The sequence below is a fragment of the Sphingobium sp. PAMC28499 genome, assembly GCF_004795815.1.
In the GTDB taxonomy this organism is placed as follows: domain Bacteria; phylum Pseudomonadota; class Alphaproteobacteria; order Sphingomonadales; family Sphingomonadaceae; genus Sphingobium; species Sphingobium yanoikuyae.
This window is the reverse complement of record NZ_CP039248.1, coordinates 3,785,183-3,810,729: the sequence shown is the minus strand read 5'-3', so window position 1 is coordinate 3,810,729 and position 25,547 is coordinate 3,785,183. Positions and strand designations below refer to the sequence as shown.

Annotated in this window: 19 protein-coding genes, 1 tRNA gene and 1 pseudogene; 11 read left to right on the top strand and 10 right to left on the bottom strand. The window is 65.3% G+C overall.

Annotated elements, in window-relative coordinates:
• Window positions 1-23 precede the first annotated feature (23 nt).
• The 5 genes from glgB (at window position 24) to E5554_RS18085 (ending at window position 7,596) form a co-directional block, all read left to right on the top strand.
• A complete protein-coding gene (gene glgB, locus E5554_RS18105) occupies window positions 24-2,198 on the top strand; it encodes a 1,4-alpha-glucan branching protein GlgB (protein ID WP_136187645.1) in 2,175 nt (724 codons plus the stop codon).
• 48 nt (window positions 2,199-2,246) lie between these two features.
• Window positions 2,247-3,506 carry a glucose-1-phosphate adenylyltransferase gene (gene glgC / locus E5554_RS18100; RefSeq protein ID WP_136187644.1) on the top strand — a complete coding sequence of 420 codons (1,260 nt, stop codon included), beginning with the start codon at window positions 2,247-2,249 and terminating at the stop codon, window positions 3,504-3,506.
• A gap of 8 nt (window positions 3,507-3,514) precedes the next feature.
• Entirely contained in the window at window positions 3,515-4,966 is a 1,452-nt protein-coding gene (glgA, locus tag E5554_RS18095) for a glycogen synthase GlgA (RefSeq protein ID WP_136187643.1), read from the top strand.
• Window positions 4,963-6,867, top strand: coding sequence for a glycogen debranching protein GlgX (gene glgX, locus E5554_RS18090; protein ID WP_136187642.1), 1,905 nt, complete (start codon window positions 4,963-4,965; stop codon window positions 6,865-6,867). The genes glgA and glgX overlap by 4 nt, the downstream gene beginning before the upstream one ends.
• Before the next feature lie 96 nt (window positions 6,868-6,963).
• Complete coding sequence (locus E5554_RS18085; RefSeq protein WP_037507444.1) at window positions 6,964-7,596, top strand: PaaI family thioesterase; 633 nt, start codon at window positions 6,964-6,966, stop codon at window positions 7,594-7,596.
• Between the two features lie 122 nt (window positions 7,597-7,718).
• On the opposite strand, the gene E5554_RS23395 is transcribed toward E5554_RS18085, so the two are convergent.
• The 3 genes and pseudogenes from E5554_RS23395 to E5554_RS18075 all read right to left on the bottom strand — a co-directional run bounded on the left by E5554_RS23395 (window position 7,719) and on the right by E5554_RS18075 (window position 9,314).
• Window positions 7,719-8,315 (bottom strand): Gfo/Idh/MocA family oxidoreductase, encoded by a 597-nt coding sequence (locus tag E5554_RS23395; protein WP_247594449.1) that lies wholly within the window; start codon window positions 8,313-8,315, stop codon window positions 7,719-7,721.
• Between the two features lie 172 nt (window positions 8,316-8,487).
• Window positions 8,488-8,784: pseudogene (locus E5554_RS23390) on the bottom strand (Gfo/Idh/MocA family oxidoreductase); the annotation flags it as partial.
• A 20-nt stretch (window positions 8,785-8,804) separates the two neighbouring features.
• Window positions 8,805-9,314: a VOC family protein gene (locus E5554_RS18075; RefSeq protein ID WP_136187641.1), complete on the bottom strand. Its 510-nt coding sequence runs from the start codon at window positions 9,312-9,314 to the stop codon at window positions 8,805-8,807.
• Window positions 9,315-9,427: 113 nt separating this feature from the next.
• On the opposite strand from E5554_RS18075, the gene E5554_RS18070 reads away from it, so the two are divergent.
• From E5554_RS18070 to E5554_RS18055, 4 genes are all read left to right on the top strand, one after another.
• Window positions 9,428-10,453, top strand: coding sequence for an oxidoreductase (locus E5554_RS18070; protein WP_136187640.1), 1,026 nt, complete (start codon window positions 9,428-9,430; stop codon window positions 10,451-10,453).
• An 88-nt stretch (window positions 10,454-10,541) separates the two neighbouring features.
• Entirely contained in the window at window positions 10,542-11,063 is a 522-nt protein-coding gene (locus E5554_RS18065; RefSeq protein WP_136187639.1) for a sigma-70 family RNA polymerase sigma factor, read from the top strand.
• A 3-nt stretch (window positions 11,064-11,066) separates the two neighbouring features.
• Complete coding sequence (locus tag E5554_RS18060) at window positions 11,067-11,831, top strand: hypothetical protein (RefSeq protein ID WP_004211880.1); 765 nt, start codon at window positions 11,067-11,069, stop codon at window positions 11,829-11,831.
• Window positions 11,832-13,457, top strand: coding sequence for a GMC family oxidoreductase (locus E5554_RS18055; RefSeq protein ID WP_136187638.1), 1,626 nt, complete (start codon window positions 11,832-11,834; stop codon window positions 13,455-13,457).
• Between the two features lie 348 nt (window positions 13,458-13,805).
• Here the strand turns inward: E5554_RS18055 and E5554_RS18050 are convergent, their stop codons facing one another.
• Together E5554_RS18050 and E5554_RS18045 are read right to left on the bottom strand one after the other, a co-directional pair.
• Window positions 13,806-16,901: a DUF4982 domain-containing protein gene (locus tag E5554_RS18050; RefSeq protein WP_136187637.1), complete on the bottom strand. Its 3,096-nt coding sequence runs from the start codon at window positions 16,899-16,901 to the stop codon at window positions 13,806-13,808.
• 143 nt (window positions 16,902-17,044) lie between these two features.
• A complete protein-coding gene (locus E5554_RS18045) occupies window positions 17,045-18,817 on the bottom strand; it encodes a rhamnogalacturonan lyase (RefSeq protein WP_136188404.1) in 1,773 nt (590 codons plus the stop codon).
• A gap of 293 nt (window positions 18,818-19,110) precedes the next feature.
• Between E5554_RS18045 and E5554_RS18040 the strand changes: the two genes are divergently transcribed.
• Window positions 19,111-22,239: a TonB-dependent receptor gene (locus tag E5554_RS18040; RefSeq protein ID WP_136187636.1), complete on the top strand. Its 3,129-nt coding sequence runs from the start codon at window positions 19,111-19,113 to the stop codon at window positions 22,237-22,239.
• Window positions 22,240-22,549: 310 nt separating this feature from the next.
• On the opposite strand, the gene E5554_RS18035 is transcribed toward E5554_RS18040, so the two are convergent.
• Window positions 22,550-22,625, bottom strand: a tRNA-Lys gene (locus tag E5554_RS18035).
• Between the two features lie 41 nt (window positions 22,626-22,666).
• Window positions 22,667-23,176 carry a 2-amino-4-hydroxy-6-hydroxymethyldihydropteridine diphosphokinase gene (gene folK, locus E5554_RS18030; protein WP_125986636.1) on the bottom strand — a complete coding sequence of 170 codons (510 nt, stop codon included), beginning with the start codon at window positions 23,174-23,176 and terminating at the stop codon, window positions 22,667-22,669.
• 23 nt (window positions 23,177-23,199) lie between these two features.
• On the opposite strand from folK, the gene E5554_RS18025 reads away from it, so the two are divergent.
• A complete protein-coding gene (locus tag E5554_RS18025) occupies window positions 23,200-23,865 on the top strand; it encodes a uracil-DNA glycosylase (protein WP_026109227.1) in 666 nt (221 codons plus the stop codon).
• Here the strand turns inward: E5554_RS18025 and E5554_RS18020 are convergent.
• The 3 genes from E5554_RS18020 to E5554_RS18010 all read right to left on the bottom strand — a co-directional run bounded on the left by E5554_RS18020 (window position 23,862) and on the right by E5554_RS18010 (window position 25,469).
• Window positions 23,862-24,188, bottom strand: a complete 327-nt coding sequence (locus E5554_RS18020; RefSeq protein WP_136187635.1) for a YnfA family protein — start codon at window positions 24,186-24,188, stop codon at window positions 23,862-23,864. The genes E5554_RS18025 and E5554_RS18020 overlap by 4 nt on opposite strands.
• A gap of 31 nt (window positions 24,189-24,219) precedes the next feature.
• Entirely contained in the window at window positions 24,220-25,068 is an 849-nt protein-coding gene (aguB, locus tag E5554_RS18015) for an N-carbamoylputrescine amidase (protein WP_099230338.1), read from the bottom strand.
• Window positions 25,069-25,136: 68 nt separating this feature from the next.
• Window positions 25,137-25,469 carry a DUF2501 domain-containing protein gene (locus E5554_RS18010; RefSeq protein WP_136187634.1) on the bottom strand — a complete coding sequence of 111 codons (333 nt, stop codon included), beginning with the start codon at window positions 25,467-25,469 and terminating at the stop codon, window positions 25,137-25,139.
• Window positions 25,470-25,547: the final 78 nt, after the last annotated feature.

The following is a 25,547-nucleotide window of genomic DNA, read 5'->3' as shown; positions in this document are numbered from 1 at the left end:
CGGCGGAGACGGGAGATAGGAGCGTGCTGACGCCGGAGCAGATCGACCGGCTGGTCGAAGGGCGCGATGCCGATCCCTTCGCGACGCTTGGCGTGCATCCGGCCGATCCCGACAGCGGCAAGACCGGCTTTACCGCCTGCGTGCTGCTGCCCGACGCCGTCAGCGTCAGTGCGCAGACGCTGGATGGCAAGCCGGTCGGCGAACTGGCGCTGATCCACCCGGCCGGACTGTTCGAGGGCAAGGTCAAGATCCGCAAGCGCCAGCCGCTGCGCTATGAAGCGCAATATGCCGATGGCGGCCGCTATGCGACGATCGATCCCTATGGCTTTGGCCCGGTGCTGGGGCCGATGGACGATTATTATTTCGCCGAAGGATCGCACAAGCGGCTGTTCGAGAAGCTGGGCGCGCATCCGATGGAGCATGAGGGGGTTGCCGGCACCCATTTCGCGGTCTGGGCCCCCAATGCCCGGCGCGTGTCGGTGGTCGGCGACTTCAACCGCTGGGACGGGCGGCGCGCGGCGATGCGGCACCGGCAGGATGCGGGCGTGTGGGAAATCTTCCTGCCCGAAGTGGGTATCGGCCAGCCCTACAAGTTCGAGATTGTCGGGCCGGACGGCGTGGTGCTGCCGCTCAAGGCTGATCCCTTCGCCTTCCGCTCGGAACTGCGCCCGTCGACTGCGTCGATCGTCAACGGTCCACCCGCGCATATATGGGGCGATGCGGATCACCGCGACCATTGGCAGAAGGCGGATGCGCGGCGGCAACCCATCTCCATCTACGAAGTGCATGCCGGGTCATGGCAGCGCGACGAAAATGGCGATTTCCTGCACTGGGACGCGCTGGCCGAGCGGCTGATCCCTTATGTCGTCGGCATGGGATTTACCCATATCGAGTTCCTGCCGATCAGCGAATTTCCCTATGATCCAAGCTGGGGCTACCAGACGCTGGGCCTTTATGCGCCGACTGCGCGCTTCGGCGATCCGGCGGGCTTTGCCCGCTTCGTCGATGGTGCGCACCGGGCGGGGATTGGCGTCCTCCTGGATTGGGTGCCGGCGCATTTCCCGACCGACGAGCATGGCCTAGCCCGGTTCGATGGCACCGCGCTCTATGAACATGCCGATCCGCGCAAGGGGTTCCAGCCGGACTGGAACACGGCGATCTATAATTTCGGCCGGCGCGAGGTGGCGGAATATCTGACCAACAATGCGCTCTTCTGGGCCGAGCGCTATCATGTCGACGGGCTGCGGGTCGATGCCGTCGCGTCGATGCTCTATCTCGATTATTCGCGAAAGCCCGGCGAATGGATCCCCAACGACCATGGCGGGCGGGAAAATGTGGAGGCGGTTGCTTTCCTCCAGGGGATGAACAAGGCCCTTTACGCGGACTCGCCCGGCGTGATGACGATCGCCGAGGAATCGACCAGCTGGCCGCAGGTGTCGGCGCCGGTGCATCAGGGTGGTCTGGGCTTCGGCTTCAAATGGAATATGGGCTTCATGCACGACACGCTGCGCTATCTGGCGCGCGAGCCGGTGCATCGGCAGCATCATCATGACGACATCACCTTCGGCCTGCTCTACGCCTTCAGCGAGAATTTCGTGCTGGCGCTGAGCCATGACGAGGTGGTGCATGGCAAATCGTCGCTGCTGCACAAGATGGCGGGCGACGACTGGCAGAAATTCGCGACGCTGCGGGCTTATTATGCCTTCATGTGGGGCTATCCTGGCAAGAAGCTGCTGTTCATGGGGCAGGAATTCGCCCAGCGCGCCGAGTGGAGCGAGCAGCGGGCGCTCGACTGGAACTTGGTCGATCATGCGCCCCATCAGGGCGTGCAAATGCTGGTCGGCGACCTCAACCGCCTCTATCGCTCGCGGCCGGCATTGCATGCGCGCGATTGCGAGGCGGAAGGGTTTGAATGGGTGCTGGTCGACGGCGCGGTGGACAGCGTCTTTGCCTGGCAACGGCGGGCTCCAGGCCACAAGCCGATCGTCGTCATCAGCCATTTCACGCCGGTGCTGCGCCATGGCTATCGCATGCGGCTGCCCGTGGGTGGTCGCTGGCGCGAGATACTCAATAGCGATGCGTGTGAATATGGCGGCAGCGGAGCCGGCAATATGGGCGTGGTCGAGGCCGATGAGAGCGGATGGGCGAACATAACCATCCCGCCCTTCGGAACCTTGATGCTGGAACTGGACTATTGATACCGAGGAACGCGTGCAGGCGGTCGCGGGCATGAGAGAGGAGCCCTAATGCAACAACGCAATCAGCCGATCGCGCGCGACGCCATGGCCTATGTGCTGGCCGGCGGACGCGGCAGTCGCCTTGCCGAGCTGACCGACCGGCGGGCCAAGCCGGCGGTGCATTTCGGCGGCAAGGCGCGGATCATCGACTTTGCGCTGTCCAATGCGCTCAACAGCGGTATCCGCCGCATCGGCGTGGCGACCCAGTATAAGGCCCACTCGCTGATCCGCCATTTGCAGCGCGGCTGGAACTTCCTGCGGCCCGAGCGCAACGAGAGCTTCGACATATTGCCCGCCAGCCAGCGTATTTCCGAAAGCCAATGGTATGAGGGCACGGCCGACGCGGTGTTCCAGAATATCGACATCATCGAAAGCTATGCGCCGGAATATATGGTCATCCTGGCCGGCGATCATGTCTACAAGATGGACTATGAGCTGATGCTGCAGCAGCATGTCGACAGTGGCGCGGATGTCACCGTCGGCTGTCTGGAGGTGCCGCGGATGGAGGCGGTGGGCTTTGGCGTGATGCATGTCGACGAGGCGGACGTGATCACCGCCTTTGTCGAAAAGCCCAAGGATCCGCCCGCCATTCCCGGCCAGCCTGACATGGCGCTGGCATCGATGGGCATTTATGTCTTCCGCACCCGCTTCCTGATCGAGCAATTGTTGCGCGATGCCGACGACAAGAGCAGCAAGCGCGATTTCGGCGGCGACATCATCCCTTATATCGTCAAGCACGGGAAGGCGGTGGCGCATCGCTTCTCCAGCAGCTGTGTGCGGGCGGAAAGCGAGCTGGTGCCCTATTGGCGCGATGTCGGCACGATCGACGCCTATTGGCAGGCCAATATCGACCTGACCGACGTCGTGCCCAGCCTCGACCTTTACGACCGCAGCTGGCCGCTCTGGACCTATTCGGAAGTCACGCCGCCGGCCAAGTTCGTCCATAATGAGGATGGCCGACGCGGATCGGCGACCAGTTCGCTGGTAGCGGGCGGTTGCATCGTGTCGGGCTCCTCGCTGCATCGCAGCCTGCTCTTTTCCGAGGTGCGCACCCACAGCTTCTCGTCCATTACAGAGAGCGTCATCATGCCCAATTGCGTGATCGGGCGCGGCGCGCGGCTGCACAAATGCGTGGTGGATTCGGGGATCAGCATCCCGCCGGGCCTGATCATCGGCGAAGACCCGGCCTTTGACGCGCAGCATTTTCGCCGCACCGACAGCGGCATATGCCTGGTGACGCAGCCAATGATCGATCGGCTGGTGGCCTGAAAAGAAGGATGATGATGAAGCTTCTGTCGGTTGCGTCCGAAATCTATCCGCTGATCAAGACCGGGGGGCTGGCCGATGTCGTCGGCGCGCTGCCCGGCGCGCTGGCCGGCCATGATGTCGAGACCCGGACCTTGGTGCCGGGCTATCCGTCGGTGCTGTCGAAGCTGGGTAAGGCCAAGGCGGTGCGCCGTTATGACAAGCTGTTCGGTGCCCCGGCGACGGTGCTGGCGGGGAAGGTCGGCGACCTCGACCTGCTGGTGCTGGATGCGCCGGATTTCTTCGCCCGCGAAGGTGGGCCTTATGGCGACCATGGCGGCAATGACTGGGGCGACAATTGGCGGCGCTTTGCCGCGCTGGCGCGGGTCGGTGCGGACATTGCGGCGGAGGGCGTGAAGGGCTGGGTGCCCGATATCGTCCATGTCCATGACTGGCAGGCGGCGATGACGGCGGCCTATATGCGCTTTGGCCCGGCCCATGCCGTGCCGCGCGTCGTCACCATCCATAACCTGGCCTTTCAGGGGCGGTTCGGGCCCGAGATATTTGCCCAGCTGGGCTTGCCGGCCGAAGCCTGGGGCATGGATGGCGTCGAATATTATGGCGGCACCGGCTTTCTGAAGGCGGGGCTGGTGTCGGCCGATGCGATCACCACGGTCAGCCCGACCTATGCCGAGGAAATCCGCTCGCCGGTCCATGGCATGGGGCTGGATGGGCTGATCAACGGGCGCAGCGACAAGCTGCACGGCATTTTGAACGGCGTCGATACCGACATCTGGAACCCGGCCGAGGATGAACTGATCGCGCGCCGCTACAGCGCGCGCGCGCTCAGCGGCCGAAGCGCCAACCGGCGGGCGCTGGAAAAACGCTTCGGCCTGCAGCGTGACGATGCGCCGATCTTCGTCATCATCAGCCGCCTGACCTGGCAGAAGGGCATGGACCTGATGATGGGGGCGATCGACCATCTGGTCGGGCTGGGCGCGAAACTGGCGGTGCTGGGGTCGGGCGATCACGCGCTGGAGGGCGGCTTCCTGGCGGCGGCGGACCGGCATCGCGGCCGCGTGCGCGTGCAGATCGGCTATGACGAGCCGCTGTCGCATCTGTTGCAGGCGGGCGGCGACGCGATCCTGATCCCGTCGCGATTCGAACCCTGCGGCCTGACCCAGCTTTATGGCCTGCGCTATGGCTGCGTGCCGGTAGTGGCGCGGGTCGGCGGTCTGGCCGACACGGTGATCGACGCCAATGAGGCGGCGGTGAGCGCGGGCGTGGCGACCGGCATCCTGTTCGCTGGCGATGATCCGCTGGCGCTGCACGGCGCGATTGCGCGGACGGTGCGATTGCATGGTGAGCCGGAGGCCTGGCAGGCGATGCAGCGCGCGGGGATGCGCGCCGATTTCAGCTGGACGCACAGCGCGGCGCGCTATGCGGCCCTTTATCGCAGCCTGCTGGGGCGCGAAGCGGCATGAGCGCGGACGGGTTCGGGCCGGTGATCGATGCCGGCGGAACCCGCTTTGCCGTCTGGGCGCCCGAGGCGACGCAGCTCTGGCTCTGCCTGTTCGACGCCGACGACCGGGAAAGCCGCCTGCCGATGGCGCAGGGAGATGAGGGCGTCTGGCAGGTTCATGCGCCGGGCGTCGGCGCCGGTGCCCGCTATGGCCTGCGCGCCGACGGCCCATATGATCCCGATAGCGGCCTATGGTTCGATCCCGACAAGCTGCTGCTCGATCCTTATGCGCCGGCGATCGACCGGGCCTTCGTCCATGACCCGATGCTGGCCGCGCCGCGCGGGCAGGGGGAGGACACGGCGCCGCTGATACCCAAAGGGGTGGTGGCGCCGCCGCTGCCGGCCATCGCGCCGGCGCCGCCGCGCTTCCAGCCGGGCGGGCTGATCTACGAATTGCAGGTGCGCAGCTTCTCGCTGCTTCATCCTGACGTTCTTGAAGCGCAGCGCGGCACGATCGCCGCGCTCGCGCATCCGGCGGTCATCGATCATCTGCAGAAGCTGGGTGTCGGTGCGGTCGAACTGATGCCGATCAACGCCTGGATCGACGAGCGGCATTTGCCGCCGCTCGGCCTGCGCAATGCCTGGGGCTATAATCCGGTCAGCTATTTCGCCCTCGATCCGCGGCTGGCGCCCGGCGGGCTTGCCGAACTGCGCGATACGGTGGCGGCGCTGCACGACGCCGGGATCGGCGTGATCATGGACATGGTCTATAATCATGACGGCGAAAGCGACAGGCTGGGGCCGACCTTGTCGCTGCGCGGCCTCAATGCCCGCGCCTATTTCCGGCACGAGGCGGACGGGCGGCTGATCAACGATACCGGCACCGGCAACAGCGTGGATTGCAACCAGCCGATGGTGCGCCGGCTGATCCTGGAATCGCTGCGCCATTTCGTGGTGCAGGCGGGGATCGACGGTTTCCGTTTCGATCTGGCGCCGGCGCTGGGGCGGTTGCCGGATGGGTTCGATCGCGACGCGCCGCTGCTGGCGGAGATGCGCGCCGATCCGGTGCTGGGCGACCGCATCCTGATTGCCGAGCCATGGGATATCGGGCCGGGCGGCTATCAACTGGGCCGGTTCGGGTTGCCCTGGCTGGAATGGAATGACCGCTATCGCGACGATATGCGGCGCTTCTGGCGGGGCGACGCTGGCACGATCGGCGCCTTTGCCACGCGGCTGGCGGGGTCTTCGGACCTGTTCGAGGGCATCACCCGCAGTGTCAATTTCCTCGCCGCCCATGACGGCTTCACTTTGGCCGACTGCACTGCCTATGCGGACAAGCATAACCTCGCCAATGGCGAGGACAATCGCGATGGCCATGGCGAGAATTTCAGCTGGAACAACGGCGTGGAGGGGGCGAGCGACGATCCGACGGTCATCGCGGCGCGGCGGCGCGACATCAAGGCGCTGCTTTCCACCCTCTTCTGCTCGCGCGGGACGATCATGCTGACGGCGGGCGACGAGTTCGGGCGCAGCCAGATGGGCAATAATAATGCCTATGCGCAGGATAATGGCATCAGCTGGATCGAGTGGGACGCGCGCGACCGGGAGATCGAGGCCCATGCCTTTGCGCTGGGGCAATGGCGGCGGCGTTGTGCCGATCTGACCGACGTGGCGCTGCTGGGCGAGGACGATGTCGTCTGGCTGGACGAGGGCGGTCAGCCGCTGAGCGTCGCTCAATGGGAAGATCCCGCGCGGCGGCGGCTGGTGCTGCATTTCCGGGCGTCGGGCCTCAGCCTGTGCATCAATGGCGCGGAGGGCGATTTTCTTTTCGAGACGCCCGGCGGTCCCCTGATGGTGCCGGGGCGCAGCGTGATGCCGCAACGCCGTAGCGTTATCCCGGAAGGCGCGGCCGCGCCCGATTGATGCGCGGCGATCCAGCCGCCATCCTGCCCGCCGATCGGGGGCTTCCTTCGCCCGCCAAAGCATGGCTAAGCAGGGGCAAAGGGAGCAGGACGACAGATGACGGAAGCAGGATCGGCGGCAGGACCGGGAGCGGACGAGGAACGGGATCTGCTGGGCGGACGCTGGCTGACGGGCGATACGCCCTATGGCGCGATGATCGACCGGCTGCGCGATTTCCTGGATCATGTCGCGGCGGCCAAGTTGGACGACGCTACGGCGCAGGCGCTGGACGCGGACCTGGCCGCCTGGACGCAGCGGCTGACGCCGATGGTGGCGGATGAGGCGCATCGCATGTTCGGCCGGGTGCGCGACGCGCCGGGCCATGGCCAGGTGTTCGCGCCGGCCTTCATCCCCGATCAGATGGGCGACGATTCGCTCCATGCCCGCGTCACCTTTGGCGCCTTCCATCTGGGTGCCAATTATGCCGCCCATGGCGGGGCGGTGGCTTTGCTGTTCGACGAGATATTGGGCCTGCCGGCGAATATGAGCGCGCAGCGGATGGCCCGGACCGCCTATTTACACGTCAATTATCGCGCCATCACGCCGATCGACAAGGAATTGCAGGTCAGCGCCTGGGTCACGAAGGTCGAGGGACGCAAGCGTTTCGTGCGGGGCGAACTGCGTGACGGCGATCTGCTGTGTGCCGACGCCGAAGGGCTGTTCATCGAATTGCTGCCGCATCAGCAATAAGTCGGGAACCATCACTGTCCTGGCCCGTTCTGTTGCATGAGGCCGCCGCACTTCCCCCCCGCTCGGGCGGTCTCGCAGATCGGGCCCGTCGACATCCCCCCGTCGACGGGCCTTCTCTCTTTTCAGGCTATGTTGATCAGCGCGCCATCCTGCGCGGCGGACTGGCGGATGGCGTCGAGTAGCGCCATCGCCGCGACGCCGTCATGGAAGGTCGGGATCGGGACGTCATCGGGCATGGGCCGCCCTTCGACACCGGCGCGCAGGGCTTCGCACAGGCGGATGAAGGGGGCGAGTTCGAACAGCATCGCCGCCTTGCGCGGATCGTCGGCTTCGACCGGCGGCAGGTGGAGGTCGGCATCGACCGGTAGGTCGCGCACGCCATCCCGGTCGGCGATCTTCACCACCCCCTTGTCGACCCAGAGCGTGCCATGGGTGCCGGCGACGCGGCTGATATTCTCGGACGGCCCCCAGACGCCGGCGCTGTGCTGGAGCACGCCCTGCGCGCCATTCTTCATGCGGAAGCGGACGATATAGCTGTCCTCCGCCGCGTCGGCCGGGCGATCCGGCACGGTGGGCAGGGTGGCGCTGAGGCTGTCGACCTCGCCCAGCCAGACGCGCAACTGGTCGACCAGATGTGAGCCATGGGCGCCGAGCCAGCCGCCGCCCGCGCCGGCATCGAACCACCAGCGCGGCATGCGGGCGGCAGGATCGGCGACGATCGGCAGGACGCTGGACAGGGTGACGTAGCGTGGATCGCCGATCAGCCCGTTTGGCGATGGCGCGGCCGATCATCGCGCGATCGGGCGCCCAGCGGAACTCGTTGCCGATCAGGTGCGTGACGCCCGCCTGTTCCGCCGCCGCCAGCATCGCGCGGGCTTCGGCCAGATCGGCGGCCATCGGCTTTTCGCAAAGGACGTGGCAGCCCCGTTCGATCGCGGTCAGCGCAAGCGCGGCATGGGTGGCGGGCGGCGTGGCGATCGTCACCGCGACCGCGCCGGTGCGCTCGATCGCTTCGCCCAGATCCGTGAAGATGTCAGCGATGTTGACAGCATCGGCGCGGCGGCGGGTGCGGTCAGGATCGGTGCCGATGAGGCCTGCCACCTCGAACCCGGCAGCGCGCAGTGCGGGGACATGGATGCGACAGCCAAAGCCGGTGCCGACGACGATCGCGCGGGGGGCAGGGGGCATGGTTGGTCCTTTCGGGCGGATCAGGTGGCGGGGACGGCGGCGAAGAAGTCGATCCCGGCCTGGGTCGGGAAAATATATTCGAGATAATGGCCAAGATCCGGCGCATCGATGAAGCAGCTGTCCATGAAGCCCGGATTATGGCTGACATGGGGGACGGGCAGGCCGTCGGCTTGCGCGCGGGCGAGCAGGGCCTGCCACTGCGCGGCGTCGTGGATCAGATAGCCCAGATGATGATGGCGCAGCTGGAAAGCATCGCCGGGTGCCAGGCGGTCCATGTAGATGGCCGATCCCGGCCCCGAGGCGGTCAGCAATTCATACATGACCGGGCCGACCCAGGCCAGTTCGACGCGGATCTGGCCGCCGGCCGCCAGCGGTCCTTCGAGCCGGCGGAAAGCACCTATGCCATAGCGATTGGCAAGGATCGCCTGTGCCCGGTCGATATCGTTGGTCGCATAGGCGATCTGGAAATGTTCGGCGCGCAGCACGCCCGATGCCGGGTCGACAAGCGGCGATGGTCGGCGCAACAACATGGGCGCTATCCTCTCGGCATGATCCCGTTCGCGGGATTCGGCATGAAGATAGTATATGCTATTTTTATGGGGCAAGGCGCGCGCGCCCTGATCCGCCCTGGCGATATGGGACGATGATGATGCAGGAAATCGGCGTGGGCCTGATCGGCTATGGGCTTGGCGGGCGGGCGTTCCACGCGCCCTATGTGCTGGCGACGCCGGGCATGGCGCTGCGCGCGGTGGTCTCGCGCGATCCGGCCAAGGTCCATGCCGGCCTGCCGGGCATGCAGGTGGTGCCCGATGTCGATGCGCTGCTGGCGCTGCCGGGGATCGATCTGGTCATCGTGTGCAGCCCGGACGAGCTGCATGCCGACCATGCGATCGCGGCGCTGCGAGCGGGCAAGCATGTGCTGGTGGACAAGCCCTTCGCTGCGACCCTGGCCGATGCGCGCCGGGTCGCGGCCGAGGCGGAAGGCGCGGGCCGGTTGCTGGCGATCTTCCAGAACCGGCGCTGGGACGCCGATTTCCGCACCCTGCGCCGGTTGATTGCCGAGGGACGGCTGGGCGAGATCATCCAGTTCGAAAGCCATTTCGACCGCTGGCGACCGATCCCGGCGACGAGCTGGAAGGATGCGCGGGCGGCGGGTATCTGGCAGGATCTGGGGCCGCATCTGATCGACCAGGCGCTGTGCCTGTTCGGCAAGCCCGAAGGGGTGAGCGCGGATATTGCGGCTTTGCGCGAAGGGGCGGTGTCGCCCGACTATTTCCATGTGACGCTGCGCTATCCGCGCCATCGCGTGCTGCTGCATGCGACCAAGCAAGCGGCGGCGCACGGGTTGCGCTTCGTCGTGCATGGCACGGGCGGCAGCTGGATCAAGAGTGGGACCGACGGGCAGGAGGCGGCGACCGTCGCGGGGCAGCGGCCTGAGGGTGCGGACTGGGGCGTCGATCCGCAACCGGGCGATCTGACCGATGCGGCGGGCGATACCCATATGGTTATGAATGAGCGCGGCGATTACCGGCTGTTCTGGCAGGCGCTGGCCGATGCGATCCGGGGCGAGGGCGCCAATCCGGTGCCGGCGGACGAGGCGATCGCAGTGATGGAGATATTGGAGGCGGGCCTGCGCAGCAGCGCGGAAAGGCGCGAAATCCGACCCTGATCCCCGGTCGGGGAAAGCCCCGATACATGGTCTGGAAATAATTTGGTAGCAAAGGGGATTAAAGCCGCCACTGAGGCGTAAGTGACGTATGAAACCCACGTCGCCCAAGGTCGTCGACCTGCTGCCCGCGCTGATGCGCTACGCCCGTCGACTGACCGGCAATGAAAGCGATGCCGAAGACCTGGTCCAGGATGCGCTGGTGCGCGCCTATGCCAATGCCGACAGCTATCAGCGCGGCCGGCCACTGCGCGTCTGGCTGTTTTCCATCCTGCACAATGTCTTCGTCAGCGGCACGCGACGGGCGGCCGTGCGCGAACGGTTCCGCGCCGACGCCGTGGCGCAGGCCGAGCCGGTAGCGGCGCCGGCGCAGGAGCAGATGGTGCGACTGCACCAGATCGAGGCGGCGCTGACCGCCCTGCCGGAGGAGCAGCAGGCCGTGCTGCATCTCGTCGCGGTCGAGGGGCTTTCCTATCAGGATGCGGCCGACGCGATCGGCATTCCCATCGGCACGCTGATTTCGCGCCTGTCCCGCGCCCGCGCGAAACTGCGCGCGCTGGAGGACGGCGCACCCGCAATGCGCCCCGGCCATCTGCGCATCGTGAGGGATTGAGCCATGGCAGAACTCACCATCACCGAATGCGAACTGCACGCCTATGTCGACGACCAGCTCGACGCCATGGGGCGGCTGGAAGTGGCCGATTATCTGGTGCGCAACCCTGATGTCGCCGCGCGCGTGCTGGCCGATCTGTCGGTGCGCGACGCGATGCGGGCACTGGCGGAGCGCGACGAGCAGCCGGTGCCGCAACGCTTGCATGACAGCGCCCGCAAGGTGGAAGGCGCGCTGCACCGTAGCCGCCTGTTTCGCCGGTTGAGCGGCGGGCTGGCGATGGCGGCGGGCATCGTTGCCGCCGTGGCGCTGGGCGTGGGCAAGCTGAACATGGGCGTGGCGCCGACGGCGCAGGCGATGCCGGTGTTCATCGAGGAGGCCTTGATGTCGCACAAGACCGCGCTGGTCCGGTCGCACATGAAGTCGCAGCCCGAAATCCCGCATTTCGACCCGGCCGATGTCCGGTCCGCCACCCATATCAACGTGCCGGTGCTGCCGGCGGGCTGGCGGGTGCTGGATGTGCAGCTGTTTCCGTCGGACTATGGGCCGAGCCTGCAACTGGTGATCGACGCGGGCGAAAAGGCGCCGGTGTCGCTGTTTGCGGCGCGGGCTGTCACCGGCCTGCCGGAAACGCCGCGCACCCAGGTCGTCGACGGCGAGACCATCGCCTACTGGGCCCGCAAGGGCACCGTCTATGTGCTGACCGGCGTGGAATCCCAGGATTTCCTGCAGAAGCACGCGGCCGATCTGGCCAATAATCAGGACGCATGAATGAGCATTGATCTCTCGCAACAGACCGGCGCGCTGCGCCGGCGGGCAGATGTCTGCGTCGTCGGCGCGGGCGCGGCCGGCATCACCACCGCGCGCCGGCTGCTGGCGGCCGGGCATCAGGTGCTGCTGCTGGAAAGCGGCGGGCTGGACTATGAGCGGGAAACCGCCGACCTCAACGCCGGCAAGAATGTCGGCCAGGCCTATTATGATCTCGACGATGCACGGCTGCGCTTCTTTGGCGGCACGACGGCGATCTGGGGCGGGCGCTGCGCTACGTTGGACCCGATCGACCTGCAGCGCCGCGACTGGGTGGCGGGATCAGGCTGGCCGCTGTCCTGGGACGAACTGCAGGATTATTATGGCCAGGCGCGCGGCATATTCGAGATTGGCGACGAGCCGGCCAGCGCCGATGCGCTGAGCGCCCATGGCGTGCCGCTGCCCGGCTTCGATCGGTCGGAACTGCATATGCCGGTGTGGAATTTCGATCCGCGTTTCAACCGCTTCACCTTCGACGCGTGCCAGGATTTGCGCGACCATCCACGCTGCGAGATCATCACCCATGCCAGCGTCACGCGGATCGTGACCAGGGATGGCGCGATCAGCCGGATCGAGGCGAAGGCGCTGGCCGGCGCGCATCTGCATGTCGAGGCGCGCGCCTTCGTGCTGGCGGCGGGCGGGATCGAGAATGCCCGGCTGCTGCTGGCGTCGAACATCGGCAATGAGCGCGACCAGGTCGGCCGCAACTTCATGGAACATCCCCATGCGCGCGGCGGGCGGATCGTCGATGCCAAGGCCTGGCCACTGCTCAAGGCCTTCGGCCGGCGGCACCGGATCGGCGGCCATGACATGGCAGCGCTCATCACGCCCTCTGCCGATCTGCAGCGGCGCGAGGGGCTGCTCAACAGCTCGCTCACCATCGTCGGGCGGCAACCGGCGCGGGCGTCGCAATTCTGGGGCATGCGCGCCTATGGTTCGCTCAAGCATGACATGTCGCCGACGCGCAGTGGCCGGCGGATGTGGATGATGACCAAGAAGGCGGCGACCTGGGCCCAGCGCCATGTCGATCCGCTGCGTCCCTGGCTGCTGCACAAGGCGGGCAAGCTGGAGATCGCGCTGCTGGTGCGGGCCGAACAGGCGCCCAATCCCGATAGCCGGGTGCTGCTGACGAAGGAGCGCGACGCGCTGGGCGTGCCGCGCGTGGCGCTGGACTGGCGCTTGTCGGCGATCGACAAGCATAGCGTGACGGGACTGGTCGATGGTCTGGGCCGTGAACTCAAGCGGCTGGGCATGGGCCGGGTCGAGCGGGCCGATTGGCTGGACGAGCCGGGCGAGCTGTGGCGCAACGATCCGCTCATCTCGTCCCACGCGATCGGCGGCTATCATCATATGGGCACGACCCGCATGGCGACCGACCCGCGCCAAGGCGTGGTGGATGCCGACGGGCGCGTGCATGGCCAGGCCAATCTCTATGTCGTGGGGTCGTCCATCTTCCCGACATCGAGCTGGGCCAATCCGACGCTGACCATCGCTGCGCTGGCGCTGCGCACGGCCGATCGGCTGTCGGTCGCGCTCAACCGCCCGGTGGCGCAGCCGGTGCGGGTGCCGGGGCTGGCGAAGGCATCGTAGCGCTTGCTTTGAGGTTCGCCGAGCGGTGGCGATGGGTGGGTTGCGGACTGACCGACAATCCTCCCCAAGCTTGCTTGGGGAGGGAGACCGCCGAAGGCGGTGGAGGGGCAAGTAGATGAGGTCGCGCCATTGCCCATCCGTCAGCGCTTCGCGCTGCCACCTCCCCAAGACAAGCTTGGGGAGGAATGAGAAACGTCAGCTTCTGGTCGCTTTCAGACCGTCCGAATTTGTCCGTATGATCTGAGGCAGGCGCTCAGAATGAACTTGGTCGAGAAACGGCCGGCGCGGCTTTCTCGTTTCTCGACAGGCTCGAAACGAACGGATGTGGGAGCGTGCGGGTTGGGGGCGTCAGTCGACCGGACCGTGGAATTCGGCTTCGACAATGCCCAGGTGCCAGCCGGGCGGGACGGCGTCGGCGCCGGTGTCGCCGGCCTGGCGGGCGCTGGCCAGTTCCACCACCTTGCCGAAGGCGTCCTTGTCCTGCACCGGGCCGGTCTGGCGGATGCGCAATGACTGGCCGGTCGTGGCGGGGAAACGCAGCGTGGTGTAGCCGAGCTGCCGTTCGGTCTCGCCGCGCCAGACGCTCTTGCCGTCGATCGTCAGTTCGAGCGGATAGGCGCGCGAGCGCCAGCCGACCAGCTTCAGGTCGATTTCGCTCAAGCGCACCGGCGTGGCGAAGCGATATTCGATCCAGCCATTGTCGGGCTTGCCGTCGCTCGCCCAGCGGGTGAGTTCATTGTCGTCGACGGTGGCGCTGGCATCGGTCTGTCCCGACCCGGCGCGGATATCCTGGGCGAGGAAAGTGGTGCGGTGCGGGGTGAAGCTGGGGGTGGCCGGCGTCGGGCCGCGCACCAGGCTGCCGGGCTGGAAGGCGTCGGCGAAGTCGGTGGACAGACCGCCCTTGGTGGCGGCGGGCAGCTTGGTCTGGATCGACAGGCTGGCCGTTTTCAGGCCCGGCGCCGTCGCAGTGAGCGATACCGTGCCGGCCTTGGTGCCCGCGCGGATCAGGACGCGGTTGACCCCGCCCTCCAGCGGCAGGTCGGGTGAGAGGATATAATTATCCTCCTCGCGCGCGGTGCCGGCATAGGAGGTGGTGCCGTCCGCGCCATGCGCCTTGGTCACCACCGCTTCGCCTTCGGTCTGGCCGGCGCGGACCTTGCCCTGGCTGTCGCCCTGGGCAATGCCGCCGCGCCAGAGCGCCGGCCCCTTGAGATCGAAATGGACCTTGCTGGCATCGACCGGCACGCGGCGGCCCTGGGCATCGACCGCCTCGACATCGACCAGTGCGATGTCGGCGCCGTCCATGACGAAGCCGCGCGGTGAGACATGGGGGGTGAGTTTGAGCGCGACCGCCGGGCCGGTGGTGATGAGGCTGAACTCCGACGTCTTGCCGTCGGCGTGGGTGGCGACGGCGCGCAGCGTGCCGGGGGCGAAGGCGACATTCTTCCAGCTGAAGAGGAAACTATCGCTGCGCTGGCCCTTGCCGAGCGAGCGGCCGTTGAGGAACAGCTCGACGCTATCCCCATTGGACACGACGCTCATGTCCTTGACCGTGCCGGGCGCATAGTTCCAGTGGCCGATAATGTGGGTGGCGGGGGTGACGCTGTCGACCCAGTCATCCCACATCACCTGATGCGCGAAAAAGCCCTGCTTGGGGATGCGCACGGCGTCGACTTCGCCCGAGCGGCGGTAATTATTGTCGCCGCGAAAATGGGTGTTGCTGTCCGACCAGATGATGTTGACCCCGCCCGAGCTGACGCGGGTGCCGGTGCCCGGCCGCATGACATAATAGTCGTTCCAGCGCTTCACATCCTCGATGGCATGGCTGTCCTGGTTGCGATTATAGGCGGGCGCATCCTTGTGGAAGGGCGGGGTGAAATTGTCCTGATAGGCGCGGGCGGCTTCGTCGCGGCTATATTCCATCGACCACATCGGATGCTTCGCGCTCTTGTTGATATACATCATCTCGCCGCCATATTCGGCGACTTTGCTGTCCAGCATTTCGCGCGATCCGATGGCGCGGCCGCCATGGGGATCGTATTGATCGCGGATCGCCTTCATCTCCGCCATATGCGCTTCGCTGATATTCTCGTTCCCGCTTTCGTAGAAGAGGATCGAGGGATTGTTGCGATTATAGATGATCGCGTCGCGCATCACTTCCTTGCGCTGGTCCCAGCGGCGGCCGGTGACGTCGCTTTCGGCGTCGCCCGCCGGCATCGCCTGCATCAGGCCGACGCGGTCGGCGGATTCGATGTCCTGCTTTGACGGGGTGACGTGCATCCAGCGGACCAGATTGCCGCCGCTCTCCACCATCAGCGCGTTGGAAAAGTCGCTGATCCAGGGCGGGATGGAGGTGCCGACGGCGGGCCATTCGTTGGAGGTGCGCTGGGCATAGCCATGGACCATGATGGTGCGGCCATTGAGGTCGATCTTGCCATCGCCGAAGCGGGTCTGGCGGAAGCCGGTCTTCGTATCAACGCTGTCGATGACCTTGTCCTTGTCCATCAGGCTGGTCGTCACGGTGTAGAGATAGCCATAGCCCCAGCTCCAATAATGGAGGCCGGCGACCGGTGCGGCGGCGGCGAGGGTGGCGGTCTGGCCGGGCGCAATCGAGGCGGCGGCGCTGTCGAAGCGGGCAATGCGGCGGCCGGCGGGATCGCGCACTTCGACGCGGAACGACAAGGCGCGGGCAGCGGCGCTGTCGTTGCGGACCTGGCTTTCGGCATGGATGGTCGCGCGGCGGCCGGCGATGTCGAAACCGTCGGCCCAGACATATTGGCCGGTGGTGCCGAGCGACGAATAGAGCGGCAGCGTCTGATAGACTGGCCCGGTCAGGTGGAGCCGGACATTCTTGGTAATGCCGCCATAATTGACGTTGAAATTGTCATTGTTCCACTGGAAGCCGCTGCCAGTGGCGCGTTCCTTATATTTCCAGTCATTGTCGACGCGCACGGCGATGACATTATCGCCGGGACGGAGCGCAGCACTGATGTCGGCGCCAAAGGCCATGACGCCATGTTCGGAGAGGGCGACCGAACGGCCATTGACCCAGATTTCGGCGGCCTGACGCACGCCTTCGAATTCGAGGAAGGCCCTGCCGCGTGTCGCATCGGCGGGAAGGGTGATGTGCTTGCGATACCAGATGATGCCGGTGGACAGTGCCTTGATGTCGCGGGCGAAGGCCTGGGTCTCGTTGAAGGCGTTGGGCAGGGTGACGTTCTGCCATCCCTTGTCGTCAAAGCCGGGCTGCTGCGCGCCGGCCTGATCGCCGGTGGTCATCAGCCAGCCGGGATTGAGATTATAGGTCTGGCGCGGCGAGGCGGTGACGGTGGAGGCGTCATGGGCGGCGGCGGGGAGCGCGGGCAGGAGCGGCGCCAGCGCCAGCAGGGCCAGGCCACCCCGCAACTGACGCACCCGCGCGCCGACAGCCGATTTCCGCTTCATGCCCTTGCCCTCTCCGAATATTGGTCAGGCCACTTTGGGCGATGCCGGGCGAGGGGTCAATAGATATCCCTAAAAATGGATATGTGATCCATATATTGGTCAGTCAGGTGGGGCGTGTGTGGCGCCGCCCACCCGATCGAGGGTCAGCGTTCGCCCTGCTTGCCGGCGCCCAGATAGAAGCTGGTGTGCGGCGGCTGGTTATAGGCGGTGTTCTGCCAGGCGACGCCGAGGCGATAGACCGGATCCTGCATCAGCGTGACGAAGCGGTGCGTGGTCGGATAGGGGGAGGTGTAGATGCGCAGTTCGCGATTGTCGGCGCTGCGCCATACCACTTCCTCGCGCCAGTCGCCGATCAGGTCCGCCTGCAGCGCCGGTGTCGCCTTGGTGCCGTTGTTGGACGACAGGCCCTCGGGCGAGAGCAGGGGGATTTCCTTGCCATTTTCCCAGTCCCATTTGGAAATGGTCGTCTTGTCGAGCAGTTCGCGCAGCAGGTCGCCATCCCACCAGATGGCGAAGTTCATCTGGCGCGGGCGCGGGCCGATCGGCTTGCCGGCGACGTCGAACAGTTCGGCCGAACTGGAATTCCAGAACTCGGCGCCCCAGTGGCGCGGATCGATATCGGCGGCGACGCCGCGGCCGGTATCCTTTTCGGCCGGGGTGGACCAGAGCATCTGGCCGGTGCGCGCGTCGAGAAGGGCGGAGCCGATCATGCCGTTCTGGCGCTGATCCTCGAACACGCCGAATTTTTCGAGGCCGGGGCGGGCGGGGTCGAGATCGCTGACATGCATGGTGTCGCCGTGGAAGAGCGGCTGGGTCCACAGCCCCTTGCCATCGTCGTCGACCGCCATCGAGCCGTAGATCACCTCGTCGCGGCCGTCGCCATCGACATCGGCGATCGAAAGCTGGTGATTGCCGCGCCCGGCATAGTCGCCCTTGCCCGGCTGGCTGCTGTCGAACAGCCAGCGCTGGGTCAGCTTGCCGTCGCGCCAGTCCCAGGCGGCGATCGCGGTGCGGGCATAATAGCCGCGGCCAAAGACCATCGAGGGCAGATGGCCGTCGAGATAGGCGACACCGGCCAGGAACCGGTCGGACCGGTTGGCATAGCCATCGCCCCAGCTTTCGGTCAGTTGCGCGGTCGTGGGATTGCCGCCGGGATAGCGCGGCGGATCATAGGGGGCGGTGGCGAGTGCCTTGCCGGTGAGGCCGTCGAAGACGGTCAGATATTCCGGCCCCTTAACGATGCGGCCCTGCATCGGCGCGACCTTCGTGCCATCGGGCAGTATCTTGGCGCCGGTGCGGTCGCGCTGGGGCACTTCGCCATCATGGCCGCGCCAGTCGGCCCTGGCGTCGCCGATCACCGTGCCGGTGCCGTCGACCGTGCCGTCGGCGGTCTTCATCGCCACTTCGGCGCGACCGTCGCCGTCGAAGTCGAAGGCCAGGAACTGGGTATAATGGGCGCCTGCGCGAATGTTGCGACCCAGATCGATGCGCCAAAGCCGCGTGCCGTCGAGCCGATAGGCGTCGAGCAGCACCGGTCCGCTATAGCCGCCCTGGCTGTTGTCATGGCTGTTGGTCGGATCCCATTTCAGGATGATCTCGTAACGGCCGTCGCCGTCCAGATCGGCCGCGCTGGCATCATTGGCGGTGTAGCTGAACGACTCGCCGGCGGGGGTGACGCCGTCGGCGGGGGGCGTGAGGGGGATGGAGAGATAGGATTTGTCCCACATCATGGCGGGGGAGGGGGCGCCCTTGTCGCCGATCCGCTGCACCGCATAGTGGCTGGTGGCGCTGCCCTTCCTGTCGACGAAGGCGGTGGCTTCGCCGACGCGGCTGTCATGGATCGGCTTGCCATCGCGCAGCAGACGGAAGCGAATGGTGGCGGGATCATCGGCCAGTAGACGCCATGTAATGAGCATGCCGCCGCCCTGCGCTGGTAGCGCTACCGCGCCGCGATCAAGTCGTTCGGCCGCTATTCGGGCGGTGGGGCCAGTTGCCAATGCCATGGTCGAAGTCGCCAGCCCGAGCATCATGGTAAAGGCCCGAATAGTGGTGCGCATTTGCATCAATCTCCCCTCCGGATCACTACTGATCCAAATATTAGAATTGCATCCCACATATAGGTTCAGTAACTCTCCGTCTAGAAACTGATTCGACGACCGTGGGGAAACGGAGTCGGTCATGGGGTGTTCTGGGAGAGAGGGGATCGGCTATGCGCGAGCATACCACTGAAAGTGCACGCAATTTTTCCAACATCGCAATGGTTCGCCGGACGCTGAAGGGCGCCTCTGCCCTGACCATGGCGGGCGTCATGCTGATGTCGGCTTCGGCCATTGCTCAGACAAATGACGAAGGCGAAAAGAAGGAAGGCGCCGTTTCGGCCGCCGATATCGTCGTCGTCGGCACCCGCGCCTCGCTGCAATCGGCGATCAACCGCAAGAAGGAAGCGAACACCGTCGTCGACTCGATCGTCGCCGATGATATCGCCAGCTTCCCCGACAAGAATATCGGTGACTCGCTCGCCCGCATCACCGGCGTCCAACTGAGCCGCGAATTTGGCGAGGGCAACCAGATCTCGATCCGTGGCGTCGAACCCGACCTCAACCGCGTCGAGATCAACGGTGTCAGCCAGGTCAGCGCGCTCGGTTCGCGCGCCGGCGACTTCCGCGAAATCGCGGCCGAACTGGTCAAGTCGATCGACGTCTACAAGGGCTATGCCGTCGACCTGACCGAAGGTGGCATCGGCGGCACGGTGCGCGTCGAAACGCGCAAGCCGCTGGAACTGAAGGATCCACTGATCTCGATGGTCGCGTCGGGCCAGCATCTGGATCTTACGGAAAGCTGGAAGCCGCGCCTGACCTTCTTTGCCGGTGCGCCCAAATTCCTGATCGATGGCTTGGGCATCCTGGTCAACGCTACCTATAGCGACGTCGACACACGCCAGGATTATATCAGCAACACCAATTGGCAGCGGCTGGCCGATTTCGATCATTCGACCGAGAAGACGGTCGCTAACCCGCTCTACAGCAACTATAATACATATGAGAGCTGCGCTGGCGTCGGTGGTGCGACCAGTGGGGCCGCCACCGCCAACCGGCTGGCGTGCGAAACCCAGTTCTTCGACTGGGCGCCGACCGTGCCGCGCTATCGCCAATTGGTGCGTAATGACAAGCGCATCTCGGCCGATGTCACATTGCAATATCAGGTGGCGCCCAATTTCCGCGCCTATGTCAACGGCCAGGTCAATCTGCGCAACCAGAAGCTGCAGGACACCAACTATTCGGTCGATTTGGGCCGCATCGAGCGCTTCAATCTCGATCCGCAACTGGCAGCCGGCGCGGGCGGTGGCACGTCGCGTCGCCGGGTCCAACTGGGCACTTCGACGGTCAACGGGAACCATGTCGTCACCGGCCTCACCACCGCGCTTGACGCCGTCAACATCGGTACCGCAACCAACCCCAACTGGAATGGTGCGGCGAACATCATCGGCGTGCAGCGCCGCGACTTCGATTATGACCAGGACAGCAAATATTTCTCGGGCGGCTTCACCTGGGAACCCAATAGCCGGTTGAAGATCGACGTGATGGGATCGCATGCGACCGCCCATACCGATCAGCAGACCAACCTCATTTCGCTGGGCACCAGCGTGTCGGGCATCACCATCGACCGCAACAATGATCAGGGGCTGCCGGTCTTCAGCTTCCCATCCAATTTCGACCCCGCCGATCCGGCGGTCTATGCCGACTTCACCCGCACCGGCGCCAATGGCCAGGTGCTGCCCGTCTACGGCCCCGGCCTGCAATATCGTCCGGGCGAGTTCAACAATACCGAAGATCAGTTCAAGATCGACGTCGATTGGGAAATCGATCACCCGATCGTCAGCAAGATCGAATTTGGTGCCCAGGGGCGCAAACAAAAATTCCTGAACTATCAGGGGGGTGGTTCGGTACTGCTCGATCCCACGAGCATGACCTATCAATCGTCGGCGAATGTCTCCTACACCACCAATATCGTCGCCAATCCGACCCAGACGCGCAACGGCAATACCTGGTATATGACGCCCGCCCAATATACCGCGCTGATCGGCGCGATAGGCGGCACCACGGGTGGCGCGCCGCTCTTTTCCGGCCTGAAGGGCGCGCCGGCTGGCCTGCCCACGGGGCTCGCCTTCCCCAATTTCGATGCCGAGGAACTGGGGAAATTCTACGATCTGTCGGGCTTCGATCATGATCTGGTCCGCTTCGCCGATGGTTTCCCGCAGGTGCCCAGCGCCAAGATCGACGAAACCGTGCTGGCGGGTTATGTCATGGCGGATATCGATACCCAGATTTTCGGCATGCGCCTGACCGGCAATGCCGGCGTGCGCTGGATGCATACCAAGGATGAAGGGACCGGCACCAATGTCAGCCGCGTGACCCGCTTCACCCCGACCGGCGGCACGGAAACGGTCGTGCTGGCGGCGCAATCGGTGACGATCAGCAACAGTTACACGGACATCATGCCGGCCTTCAACGCCAATCTGGAACTGGCGCGCGACCTGTTCCTGCGGGCGAACTGGGCCAAGAATTTGGCGCGACCGCGTCCCACCGACCTGGTGCCGAACATCAATTGCTTGGATGACATCACCATCACGGGCACGGACGATACCTGCACAGCGGGTAATCCGGCGCTCAAGCCCTATCGCGCAGACCAGTGGGAAGTGAACCTGGCCTGGTATCCCAATGCCGACACGATGCTGAGCCTGGGCTATTGGAAGAAATATGAATCCAGCTTTGTCATTCCCAATGTGACCCGCAGCGGCGTGGACCTGTTCAACGACGGCTCCAGCTATACGGTGCGCCAGCCGGTCAATGGCTTTGGTGCGCTGCTCGACGGCATCGAGGCGAATGCGCAGACTGCCTTCACCTTCCTGCCCAAGCCGTTCGATGGTTTCGGGGCTAGCGCGAATTTCAGCTATTCGCGGGCGTTGCGGACCAACCTCACCAACAGTGCGACCGGGGCGGAACTCAAAGAATATCCCGGCATGTCGAAATATACTTATAATGCCAGCTTCTTCTACGACAAGGATTGGCTCAATTTCCGCCTGAGCTACAATTATCGCTCCAAGTGGATGCAGACGGTGATTGATGCCAATAACGGCAATAACCCGCTCTATCGCAGGGGTGAAGGCTATCTGGACGGAAAGATCACGCTGCGCTTCCCGCAATATCATTTCAGTGTCTTCCTGGAAGCGCAGAACCTGACCAAGGAATCCACCAAACTCTATATCAACAGCGATATGCCGGTGGAGATGGCCTATCCCGGTCAGCGCTTCTTCGTCGGTATCCAGGGCAAGTTCTGATCCCATTCCCCTTTGGGGAAAAGGCAAAGACGCGGTTCCGGGCATGTTCCGGGGCCGCGTTTTGCTTTGTGCGGCGGGCAGGCCGCGACAGGTCGGAACGAAGGGAGGGTGACGCGCCCGCTTTTGAAAACCGCGGTGTGCGCCCCGAATCTTGGCAGCGGGCGCGTCGCCCGCTCGATAACATCCGGGGGCGTCCTGTCCTGCCGTTTGTCGGCACGACAGTTGTGCGTTGCGTGCAGAAATGGCGTGGATGCGCGCGCTCGATCGGCAAGGATGCGCCGGAATCGGTTTCTATCGCGATGTCGGGGGGTGGTGAGTCCAGCTGGGTTCGAACCAGCGGCCTACTGATTAAAAGTCAGTTGCTCTACCGACTGAGCTATGGACCCCCTGTCGAGACCGCTCGCACTAGTGGCGTGCGGGCGGCTGGTCAACCTCTTGTGGCACGATGATAGGATGCTTTTCGCAAAAGCGCATGGAGATGCCGCACGCTCTGCCCGGAAGGCGGGCATTTCCAGTCGGGCGCGATGGCGCTGAGCGGGCGCAGGACGAAGTCGCGCTGGGCAAAGGTGGGGTGGGGGATCAGAAGATCGCGGCTGCGCCAATGCCCGCCCGACCAGAGGATGATGTCGATGTCGAGCCGGCGCGCGCCCCAGCGCTGGAAGCGGCGGCGGCCAAGCCCGGCCTCGATGCCCTGCAACGCGGCCAGCATGGCGGGCGGGGGCAGGGCGCTGGCGACCAGCAGCGCGGCATTGGCGAAGCGGCGGCGCGACGGGCCGAGCGGCGGCGTCTCGATCGTCGGGGACAGGGCAAGGACATCGCCCAGCGCGCCGATCCGGCGCACCGCCTCGGCCAGCAGGCGCGGCGGCGTCAGCCGAGCCGAGAGCGGCCGGTTCGACCCGATCGAGAGGGCATAAAGGTGGCGGCTTGTGTCCGGCATGGTGCAGCGCCTATCTGAGCGCCATGATCCTGCAAAGCCCCCTATCTAGTGAACCGCCCCGCGACTGTCCGCTCTGCCCCCGTCTTGTCGCGCTGCGCGAGGAATGCCGAGCGGAACATCCCGACTGGTGGAACGCGCCGGTGCCCGCCTTTGGCGACCCGATGGCGCGGATCGGCATCATCGGCCTGGCGCCGGGCAAGCAGGGGGCAAACCGCACGGGTCGGCCCTTCACCGGCGATGTCGCGGGCGAGCTGTTTTTCGCGACGCTCAAGAAGTTCGGCCTGGCGCAAGGCAATTATGAGGCGCGGGTCGATGACGGGCTGGAACTGCGCGACGCGATCATCATCAATTCGGTCCGCTGCCTGCCGCCGCAGAACAAGCCGGTGCCGGCCGAAGTCCATGCCTGTCGCCCCTTCCTGGCCGACGGCGTGGCGCAACTGCCGCGCGCGCGGACCTTCGTCGCGCTGGGCGAGATTGCCCATCAGTCGGCGGTGAAGGTGCTTGGTGGCAAGTTGCCCAAGGCGCGCTTTGCCCATGGGGCGGAGCATCGCATGCCCGACGGGCGGATGCTGATCGATAGCTATCATTGTTCGCGCTACAATCAGAATACCAACCGGCTGACGGCGGAGATGTTCGAGGCGGTGTTTGCGCGGGCGGTGGAACTGGCGGGGCTGACGTCCGCCAATTAGGCGCGGTGCGGGCCGAACAGGATGATGCCCGCGCCGACCAGGCTGAGCGCCACGCCGGCCATGTCCCAGCGGTCCGGCCGCACGCCTTCGACCAGCCAGAGCCAGAGCAGCGCCGAGCTGATATAGACGCCGCCATAGGCCGCATAGGCGCGGCCCGCCGCCGCCGCGTCGACCAGGGTCAGCAGCCAGGCGAAGAGCAGCAGCGACCCCGCGCCGGGGATCAGCCACAGCATCGACTTGTCCATCCGCAGCCACGCCCAGAAGGCGAAGCAGCCGGCGATCTCGGCCAGGGCGGCGGCGATATAGACCAGGATCGACTGCATCAGCCGATCCGGGCCGGGTTGCAGTGCGTCATCAGATATCCTGCGCGATGCGGCCGTAAAGTTCGGGGCGGCGATCACGGAAGAAGCCCATGCCGGCGCGGTGGATTTTCGCCTTGGCAAGGTCCAGCGTGGCGACCAGCGCGCCATTGTCCCTGGCGTCGGACTCCGCGAGGAAATCGCCCCATTCGTCGCTGATGAAGCTGTGGCCGTAGAATTTCTGGCCCTCTTCCTCGCCGATGCGGTTGGCGGCGATCACCGGCATGCAGTTGCTGACCGCATGGCCGATCATCGCGCGGCGCCACATGCGGCTGGTGTCCAGCTCCGCATCATAGGGTTCAGAGCCGATCGCGGTCGGGTAGAACAGCATTTCCGCGCCCATCAGCGCCATGCAACGGGCGGTTTCGGGATACCATTGGTCCCAGCAGATGCCGACGCCCACGGTGCCATATTTGGTCGGCCACACCTTGAAGCCGGTATTGCCGGGGCGGAAATAATATTTTTCCTCATAGCCCGGACCGTCGGGGATGTGGCTCTTGCGATAGACGCCCATGATCTCGCCCTCATCATCGATCATGGCGAGCGAGTTGTAATAATGATGGCCGTCCCGCTCGAAATAGCTGGTCGGGATATAGACGCCCAGATCCTTGGCCAGCTTGCGCATTTCCTGCACGGCGGGGTGCTGGTCGGTCGGCTGGGCGCGGTCGAACAGGGCTTCGTCCTCTTGCCTGCAGAAATAATGGCCCTCGAACAGTTCGGGCGGCAGGATGATCTTCGCGCCGCGGGCGGCGGCCTTGGTCACATGATCGGCGACCATGGCGATATTGTCGGCCATGTCGTCCGAAAAGGCGAGCTGCAGGGCGGCGACGGTCACGCGGGTCATTCATCACTCCATGATGGGTTCGCCGCGCGATATAGGGGCTATGGCGCCGCCGCGCTACCGGGAAGCGCCTATAGCAGGGAAGCCGATTGCTTGAGCACCATGGAGCACATCTTGCCCTTGGCATCGCCCTTCAGGCTGTCGAGCGAAATGTCCTTCTTGCCGGCATGGATGATGCCGGTCTCGCCGGACTTGAAGGCGCCCGAGCCCTTCACGCCCGGTTTCTTGTGCAGCTTGTCCAGCACGGCATTGGCGCTGGTCGCGTCAACGAGCCGGTTCTTGACGCAATAGCCCAGCACGCCGGCGGCGTTTTCAGCGCCCATGCCGACGATGCTGGGCAATTGGGCGGTGCCGGCGCTCGCGCCCAGCAGGATCAGTGAAGTGGCAAGGATCGGACGAAACATGGGGCAATGCTCCTGAAGCCGGGCGATGCTGCGTCGCCCGGCCCGGAAATTGCGCCCGCATGCGCATCCCCGCAACGG

Excerpts from the sequence above, each read along its gene's own strand:
- E5554_RS18070 (WP_136187640.1), top strand. The coding sequence starts at position 9,428 with ATGATGATGCAGGAAATCGGCGTGGGCCTGATCGGCTATGGGCTTGGC.
- glgC (WP_136187644.1), top strand. The coding sequence starts at position 2,247 with ATGCAACAACGCAATCAGCCGATCGCGCGCGACGCCATGGCCTATGTG.
- E5554_RS18065 (WP_136187639.1), top strand. The coding sequence starts at position 10,542 with ATGAAACCCACGTCGCCCAAGGTCGTCGACCTGCTGCCCGCGCTGATG.
- E5554_RS18085 (WP_037507444.1), top strand. The coding sequence starts at position 6,964 with ATGACGGAAGCAGGATCGGCGGCAGGACCGGGAGCGGACGAGGAACGG.
- E5554_RS18025 (WP_026109227.1), top strand. The coding sequence starts at position 23,200 with ATGATCCTGCAAAGCCCCCTATCTAGTGAACCGCCCCGCGACTGTCCG.
- E5554_RS18060 (WP_004211880.1), top strand. The coding sequence starts at position 11,067 with ATGGCAGAACTCACCATCACCGAATGCGAACTGCACGCCTATGTCGAC.
- E5554_RS18055 (WP_136187638.1), top strand. The coding sequence starts at position 11,832 with ATGAGCATTGATCTCTCGCAACAGACCGGCGCGCTGCGCCGGCGGGCA.
- glgX (WP_136187642.1), top strand. The coding sequence starts at position 4,963 with ATGAGCGCGGACGGGTTCGGGCCGGTGATCGATGCCGGCGGAACCCGC.
- E5554_RS18050 (WP_136187637.1), bottom strand. The coding sequence starts at position 16,901 with ATGAAGCGGAAATCGGCTGTCGGCGCGCGGGTGCGTCAGTTGCGGGGT.
- E5554_RS18020 (WP_136187635.1), bottom strand. The coding sequence starts at position 24,188 with ATGCAGTCGATCCTGGTCTATATCGCCGCCGCCCTGGCCGAGATCGCC.
- glgA (WP_136187643.1), top strand. The coding sequence starts at position 3,515 with ATGATGATGAAGCTTCTGTCGGTTGCGTCCGAAATCTATCCGCTGATC.
- E5554_RS18075 (WP_136187641.1), bottom strand. The coding sequence starts at position 9,314 with ATGTTGTTGCGCCGACCATCGCCGCTTGTCGACCCGGCATCGGGCGTG.
- aguB (WP_099230338.1), bottom strand. The coding sequence starts at position 25,068 with ATGACCCGCGTGACCGTCGCCGCCCTGCAGCTCGCCTTTTCGGACGAC.
- E5554_RS18045 (WP_136188404.1), bottom strand. The coding sequence starts at position 18,817 with ATGCTCATTACATGGCGTCTACTGGCCGATGATCCCGCCACCATTCGC.
- E5554_RS18010 (WP_136187634.1), bottom strand. The coding sequence starts at position 25,469 with ATGTTTCGTCCGATCCTTGCCACTTCACTGATCCTGCTGGGCGCGAGC.
- folK (WP_125986636.1), bottom strand. The coding sequence starts at position 23,176 with ATGCCGGACACAAGCCGCCACCTTTATGCCCTCTCGATCGGGTCGAAC.
- E5554_RS18040 (WP_136187636.1), top strand. The coding sequence starts at position 19,111 with ATGCGCGAGCATACCACTGAAAGTGCACGCAATTTTTCCAACATCGCA.